The organism is Gordonia sp. (in: high G+C Gram-positive bacteria), assembly GCF_020438995.1.
Classification (GTDB): Bacteria; Actinomycetota; Actinomycetes; order Mycobacteriales; family Mycobacteriaceae; genus Gordonia.
Window position 1 is genome coordinate 1 of the sequence record NZ_JAGQTN010000254.1, and the last position, 8,260, is coordinate 8,260.

Sequence of the window (8,260 nt, forward strand, 5' to 3'; positions counted from 1 at the left end):
CGTGGGCCAAGACACTGGCCAAGGTGTCCGTCGGTGGTGAGGCACTGCCACCGTCGGTGGCCGCCCAGGTCACCGAGGAATGGTCGGTCGGTGTCCACAATCAGTACGGGCCGACTGAGACCACCATCTACTCCACGATCTCGGAGTTCGACCCCGCCGATGGGCGGGTGACGATCGGACGGCCGGTGCCGGGGATGTCCGCGTACGTCCTCGATACACGTCTGCATCCGGTGCCCGCCGGTGTGTCCGGCGAACTGTATCTCGGGGGCGCTCAGACGGCACGGGGGTACGCGTCGGCTCCGGCGATGACCGCCGATCGTTTCGTGGCCGACCCGTTCTCGGCCGGCGGCCGGTTGTACCGCACCGGAGATATTGTGCGCCACAATGATTCGGGCGATCTCGAATATCTCGGCCGGCGTGATTTCCAGGTGAAGCTGCGTGGTCAGCGCATCGAACTCGGCGAGATCGAGACGGTGCTGTCAGGGGTGCCGGGCGTCGTGCACGCCGCCGCCGCGGTGGTGCGGTCCGAGTCCGGGGCTCAGCATCTCGTCGGCTATCTGGCGCCCGCGGACGTCTCCGTTGATTCTGTCAAATCACATGCGGTGCAGCTGCTTCCGGAGTTCATGGTGCCGGAGGTGTGGCTGCCGATCGACGAGTGGCCCACCAACGCGGCGGGTAAGACCGATCGGTCGGCGTTGCCGAGTCCGGACCTGTCGGCATCGGTGGACGAGTACGTGGCGCCTGCTTCGGATATCGAGGCGGTGCTCGCGGGGATCTTCGCCGATGTCACCGGACTCGACAGGTTCGGCGTCACCACATCGTTCTTCGACGCCGGCGGCAATTCGCTACTCGCCATGCGGCTGGCGTCGCGGGCCGGTACGGCGCTCGCGGTGCGGGTATCGGTGCGCGACGTCTTCGAGGCTCCGACGGTGCGCGGGCTGATCGCCGCCACGGCCGGTAACGCGCCGGACCTGCCGCCGGTGATGGCGGTGGTGCCCCGCCCGGAGCGGCTCCCGTTGTCGTCCGTGCAGCGCCGGATGTGGTTCGTCAACCAATTCGACACCGCGTCGTCGGCCTACAACATTCCGTTGCCGGTCCGGATCAAGGGCACGATCGACGTCGCCGCGGTGCGGGGTGCGGTGCTCGACACGATCGGGCGGCACGAGGTGCTGCGCACCCGCTATCCGTCGGACGCCGACGGCCCGTACCAGCAGATCGCCGACGCCGAACAGGTTGCGGCACTGCTGGACTGGCAGATCTGCGACAGCCGGGACGAGGCGCTTGCGGCCGCCGGCGACGGTTTCGACGTCACCACGGATCTGCCGCTGCGGGTGCGCATCTGGCAGGACACCGCGGCCGGGATCACCGAGGTACTGATCGTGGCCCACCACATCGCCTTCGACGGTGGATCCGGGCGTGTGTTCATCGCCGATCTGACCGCTGCGTACGTGGCGCGCACCGCGGGCGCGACGCCCGGGTGGGAACCGCTGCCGGTGCAGTACGCCGACTACAGCCTCTGGCAGCAACGCGCACTGGGCGATCCGGGCGACCCCGCGAGCATCCTCACCCGGGAACTGGCGTACTGGCAAACCCACCTCGACGGTCTGCCCGCGGTCACCGACCTGCCGATGGACCGGCCGCGACCGGCGGTCGCCGATCCGGCGGGCGCGGTGGTCCGCACCGTGCTGCCTGACGACATCGCCACCGCCGTCGCACGGTGCGCCGGTGACTACCGGGTCACCTCGTTCATGGTGTTCCATGCGGCGCTCGCGGTGACGGTCGCACGATTGGCGGCAACCACGGACGTGGTCATCGCCTCACCGATCGACGGACGTACCGACCGTGCGCTGGAAAACCTGGTCGGCATGTTCGTCAACACTCTGGTGCTGCGCACGCGGATCGACCCCGGGGCGTCGGTCGGCGACGTCTTCGATGTCGTACGACGTACCGATCTCGACGCCTTCGGCCATGCCGACGTGCTGTTCGAACAGCTCGTCGAGCGATTCGCACCGCAGCGCTCCACCGCCTACGCACCGCTCGCGCAGGTTTCACTCACCCACACGATCGGCGAAGTCGAGCTGGGGGAGCAGGACGCCGGCGTCGAGCCGATCCTCGTCGATTCCACCGACGCGAAGGTCGATGTGATGGTGAGCGTCGCGGAATCGGCCGGACACACCCGGGTCGAGTTCACCTACGCCAGTTCGCTGTTCGACGAGGCGACGATCGAGCGCTTCGCCGAGGTGTGGCTGCGGGTGCTCGCCGCGATCGTGACCGGATCGGCGACCGCGGTCGGCGATATCGACATCGTCACCGCGGCACCGGGGGCAGTGGCGGCACCGGCCGACGGCGACCGCGACATCGTGACCATCGAATCCGGCACGCTGGTCGACCTGATCGCACACCGCGATCTGGATCCGGCGCACCCGGCGCTGATCTTCGGTGACACCATGCTCGACTACGTGTCCTTCGAACGCCGCACCAACCGCGCAGCCCGGGCGCTCATCGCGCGCGGGGCAGGCTCAGGAGACGTCGTGGTCATCGACACCGACTCGCCGGTCGACCGGGTCGTTGCCTGTTGGGGTGCGATCAAGGCCGGGGCGGCCTGCCTGACCGGCGCCGCCGACCGGGCGGCCTCGGTGTCCGGCAGTCTGCACGGGGTGGGCTCGGTCTTCGTCGTCACCGAGCAGGACGGCGACAATGTTCCGGACGTACCGATCGCCGCATCAGAATTGCGTCGGCCGGTCCGCCGAACCGATGCCGTCGCGCTCGTGGCCGACGACCATCCCGCGGGAGGCGACGGATGGGTGGTGCTCACCCACCAGGGGGCCGAACAGGTGTCCGACGAGTGTAGGGGGATCACCGGATCACGGGTCACCGACCCCGACACCCGGGTCCTTGTGACATCTCCCACCGATTCTGTCGCGGCGTGGGTGACGATGATCGCCGGAGTCATGGCTGGACACACACTTGTCCTGTCCGGTGACGAACGTCATGGCGCGGCTCTCGGCGAGGTCCTCGCCGCAGGCGAGGTCACCGACGTCTGGCTGGAACCGTCCGTGCTGGCCTCGATCGACCCGGAGTCCGCGGATGCGGTCCGCAACATCGTCGTCCTCGGAGGACGGTGCGGCGACGACATCGTCACCGACTGGTGGGCACGTGGCCGCCGTATCTTCACCGCCTACGGCCCCGCCGGGGCGTGGGGCTGGGCCACCAGGGGCCGGGTGGCACGCAAGAAGCCGCCTACCGCGGGTAAGGCGATCGGCGGTGTCGTGGTGAAGGTGCTCGACGAGCGGCTCGCGGAGGCGGCTGCCGGCGAGATCGGCGACGTGTACGTGTCGGGTGAGGCTGTGGCGCGCGGCCTGTTCATCCGAATGGGGGACACCGCAGTGCGTTTCGTCGCAGATCCGGCAGGTGATGGAGTCCGGATGTACGCGACCGGGATGCGTGGCCGGCTCAATGCGGGCGGGGACCTTGCCATAATGGACGAATGACCCCCTGAATCCACACGGAACGCTGAACCCACAGAGAACAATGACCGGTGGCGGTCGACCGAACGGTCGACCGCCCTAACGCGTCATGCGGCCCGGACGATATTCGTTTCGGTGCCACGGACACAATGGACCTACAGCCATCGCCAGGTCTCCCCCGCAGGGGCGGCCGGGGATGCACGAGCAGTGAGAATGGGCGAAGGAGTGCCACACACAATGGCGACCACGAACGATCCGACCAGCGGCAACCCGGGCAACATCGTCGAGGCCGGGACGCTGATCGATCTGCTGGCGCGGCGTGATCTGGATCTCGACCATCCCGCGGTCATCTGCGGCGACACCGAACTCGACTACACGGAGTTCGAGGCCGTCACCAACCGGATCGCCCGGTCGCTCATCGCGCGCGGTGCGGGTGCCGAGAGCGTCGTCGCCGTCGCGCTCGACCGGTCCGCCGAGTCGGTCATCGCCGTGTGGGGTATCGCCAAGTCCGGGGCGGCCTTCCTGCCCATCGACCCGTCGTATCCGCTCGACCGCATCGAGTACATGCTCGAGGACTCGGCGGTCACCATCGGCATCACCGACGAGGTGACCCGGTCGCGTCTGGGCGACGGTGACCGCGAATGGCTCGGCCTCGACGATCTTGACGACGACTCCCTGTCCGGCGACGACCTGACCGCCGTCGAGCTGAATGGTTCGGTCCGGCTGAGCAACCTCGCCTACGTCACCTACACTTCCGGTTCCACCGGCCGGCCCAAGGGCGTCAGCGTCACCCACGCCGGTATCGCCGACCTGATGGAGACCTACGCCCAGGTCACCGGACCGCGGGAGGACAACCCCGACACCCGCATCCTGCACCTGGCATCAGCCAGCTTCGACCCGATCGTCGTCGAGATGGCCGCGGCCGTCCTGGCCGGCCACACGCTCGTGGTGGCGCCGCAGGCCGACTATGCCGGTGACGCACTGGGTGAGGTCATCGAGGACAACGAGGTCACCGACGTCATCATCACCCCGACGGTGCTCGCGACCGTCGACCCGGACTTCGGTGAGACCGTCGAACATCTGGCCATCGGCGGCGAGGCCTGCCCACCGGAGGTGGTCGAGCGCTGGGCTGCGCGCGGTCGCCGCATCTTCAACGTGTACGGGCCTGCCGAGGCCACCGTGTGGGCGACCCGCGCGCGGCTGCTGCCCGGCAAACCGGTCACCATCGGCCGCGGCATCGTCGGATTCACCACCTATGTTCTCGACGCCCGGCTGCATCAGGTGCCGCAGGGCGTGGTGGGTGAGCTGTACCTGTCGGCGCCCGCCCTGGCCCGCGGCTACCTGAACAAACCCGGCGCCACCGTCACCTCGTTCGTCGCCGACCCGTTCGGCGAACCCGGTTCGCGGATGTACGCGACCGGCGACCTGGTGCGGGTCAATTCGTCCGGTGATCTGGAGTACGCTGGCCGCGCCGACCATCAGGTCAAGATCAGCGGCCAGCGCATCGAACTCGGCGAGATCGAGTCGGTGCTGACCGATCAGCCCGGCGTCACAGGCGCCCTCGTGCTCGGTATCGACGATGCCGCCTCCGGCCGCACCCGTCTCATCGGATACGTGGTGGCGCCCGACGGCATCGACGCCGACGCCGTCCTTGCCGCGGTGTCGACGACGCTGCCGGCGCACATGGTGCCGGCGCAGCTGATCGCGCTCGACGAGATGCCGCTGACCCCGGGCGGCAAACTCGACCGCGACGCGCTGCCGGCCCCGTCGGCGATCGTCGAAGCGGTATACGTCGCCCCGGTGGGCGAGGTGGAGCAGACGATCGCCGCGATCATCGCCGGATTCGTCGGCCATGATCAGGTCGGCGCCACCGACTCGTTCTTCGCACTCGGCGGCGACTCGATCATGTCGATCCAGTTGTCGTCGGCGTTGCGTTCGGCCGGCTACGAACTGCGCCCCCGCGACATCTTCGAACTGAAAACCGTTCGCGCACTGGCTCATGCGGTGGAGATGCGCGAATCGGTGGTCCTCGACGAGTTGCCCGGCGGACCCGCCGGCGAGGTCACTCTGCCGCCGATGGTTCGGTGGATGCTCGAAAGAAGCGACACTGCAGAAGATTTCGCTGATTTCTCGCAGTCGCAGGTGCTGGCACTGCCGGCCGGCAGCAGCGTGGACGGAATCGGTGCGGTACTTGCGGCGATGGTCGCCAACCATCCGATGCTCTCCGCCACCCTCACCGCGTCCGGCGACACCTGGTCGATGATCGCGGGTGCTGCTGAATTCGATGCCGCACAGGCGATCACGATGCATTCGGTGGCTGCCGCGCCCGGCACGGATGCCTTCGCCTTGGCTGTCGAACAGGCACACGCCGAGGCCATCGGTCGGCTCGATCCCACCCGGGGCGCGATGATCGCGGCTGCGGGCGTGCTGCCCGCCGACGGTTCCGACGGCCGTCTCGTCCTGGCGATTCACCACGCCGTCGTCGACATCGTGTCCTGGCAAACGGTGATCGCCGATCTCGTGGTGGCCGCCGGGCAGATCTGGGCCGGACAGGCGGTCTCGCTCAACGCGGAGGGAACATCGGTCCGCAGATGGTCGCAGGTCCTCGCCGATCTCGGTACCGAACGCGACGACGAGATCGGTTACTGGCGTGAGCAATTGCCCACCACGCGGGAATGGTTCGGGCGCGCCCTCGATCGCGCCTCCGACCGGGAACGCGCCATGGGGGAGGTGTCGGTCACCGTATCCGCCGGCGTCACCGAACGCCTGCTGACCACGGTGCCGGAGGCATTCGGTGCCGGCGCGTCGGAGGCGATGGTGGCCGCGCTCGCCGTGGCCGTCGATCGCTGGGCCGCCGCACACGGGCACGACAGCGGACGATTGTCGATCCTGCTGGAGGGACACGGCCGGGCCGAGGAGATCGCGCCCGGCGCCGACCTGGCCCGCACCGTCGGCTGGTTCACGGCGCTCGCCCCGGTCGGTCTCGACCTGGCCGACGAGTCGCCGCGCGCACTGATCAAGCAGACCAAAGAGGCGTTCCTCGCCGAGCCGGAGAACGGAATCGCCTTCACCCCCTTGCTGTTCGGCCCACATGCCGAACGTTTCGCCGACCGCGGCCTGCCCGCGGTGTCGTTCAACTACGGCGGCAACCGCGGTGTGCGCGCCGACAACGACTCGGCTGCCGCCCTGGTTCCGTTCGCGCCGGCACAAGAGCCGTATGCGTTGCCGGGCACGATCTCCGGCGGCATGGTCGCTACGTCCGCGGTCCGGCTCGACGCCGGTATCGCCACCCACGACGGCCGCCGCGAACTCGTCGCGAGCCTGGGGTACTTGACCACGATCATGTCCGAGGCCGACGCGCGCGAGATCGCCGGCCACTGGCAGGACTATCTGGCCGAGGTCGCCGAATACATCGAATCTGTTGGGGGACAAGTCGGTTCCAGTCCATCCGATATTCCGGGGGCCGAACTGACCCAGGTCGACGTCGATGATCTGGAAGCACGTTTCCCCGATGCCGACCTGTGGCCGCTGTCGCCGCTGCAGGGCGGTCTGTACTTCCAGTCGCAACTGGCCATCGACAGCGGTCAGGTGGATGTGTATGTGGCACAGGCTGTTCTGACGCTGACCGGTGCCGACGCCGATCGGCTGCGGGCAGCGGCCCAGAAGGTCGTCGACCATCATCGGGTGCTGCGGTCGCGGTTCGTCGCCGCCCCGAGCGGCGCGGTGGTCGCCGCCATCGCAGCCGACGCCGAACTGCCTTGGACCGTCGTCGATCTCGATGAACATGGCGCCGAAGATGTTGTCGCCGAACGGATCGAGTCGATCGTCGCCGCGCAGCGCGTGCAGCCGTTCGACCTGGCCGCCCCGCCGCTGCTGAGGTTCGTGCTCGTCCGGCACGGTGCATCGTCGACACTCGTGGTGACCAACCATCACCTCATTCTCGACGGCTGGTCGGCACCGCTGGTCCTGGCCGACGTGCTGGCCGTCTATGCGACCGGAACCCCGTACACGTCGGTGGCATCCGGCGGTGCGACAGGTGATTTCGGCGACTACCTGACGATGATCGCCGGTCGCGACCGGGCGCAGGGTCTGGCCGCGTGGCGGGAGGTCCTCGCCCCTGTCGAGGGCGCGACGATGGTAGCCGCCGGCCAGGTACCGGAGGCCGACGCGCTGCCCCGCGACTACGAGACCCACCTCGACGCCGAGACCACCTCCCTGCTGGAATCGGTTGCACGAGAACATGGTTCCACTCTGGCCACGGTCGTCCAGGTGGCCTGGGCGGTGCTGGTGTCCCGGCTCACCGGCAATCGGGTGGTGACCTTCGGTGAGACGGTATCGGGCAGGCCCGCCGACCTCGACGGGGTCGAAACGATGGTGGGTCTGTTCATCAACACCCTGCCCGCGGTGGTGGACGTCGATCCGGACGCCTCCATCGGTGAGGTGATCGGACGGGCGCAGTCCGACAAGATCAAGGTCCTCGACCACCAGTACCTGAGTCTGCCCGCGATCGCCGCGGCCGTCGGCAGGCCGATCGGCTTCGACACGCTGACCATCCACGAGTCGTACCCGGTCAACGCCGATTCGCTTGCCACCGACGATGCCTCGGCCACGGGCGGGCTGTCGATCACGGACGTCCGGGCGAGCGACTCCACGCACTATCCGCTGAACATGGTCACCGCACCGGACGGCGACGGACTCCTCGTCCGCCTCAAGTACCTGCCGCAGGCGTTCGGCGACGACCAGATCGCCGTGTTCGCCCATGCGCTGACTCAGATCATGCGCGCCATCGCGAC

General features: G+C 68.5%; 2 protein-coding genes. Both read left to right on the forward strand.

Annotation, left to right across the window (positions count from 1 at the left end; genetic code table 11):
* A partial coding sequence (locus KDB67_RS17625) for a condensation domain-containing protein (RefSeq protein ID WP_291018361.1) occupies positions 1-3,491 on the forward strand: 3,491 nt, incomplete at its 5' end.
* Positions 3,492-3,704: 213 nt separating this feature from the next.
* The coding region (locus tag KDB67_RS17630) for a non-ribosomal peptide synthetase (protein WP_291018363.1) at positions 3,705-8,260 on the forward strand (4,556 nt) is incomplete at its 3' end.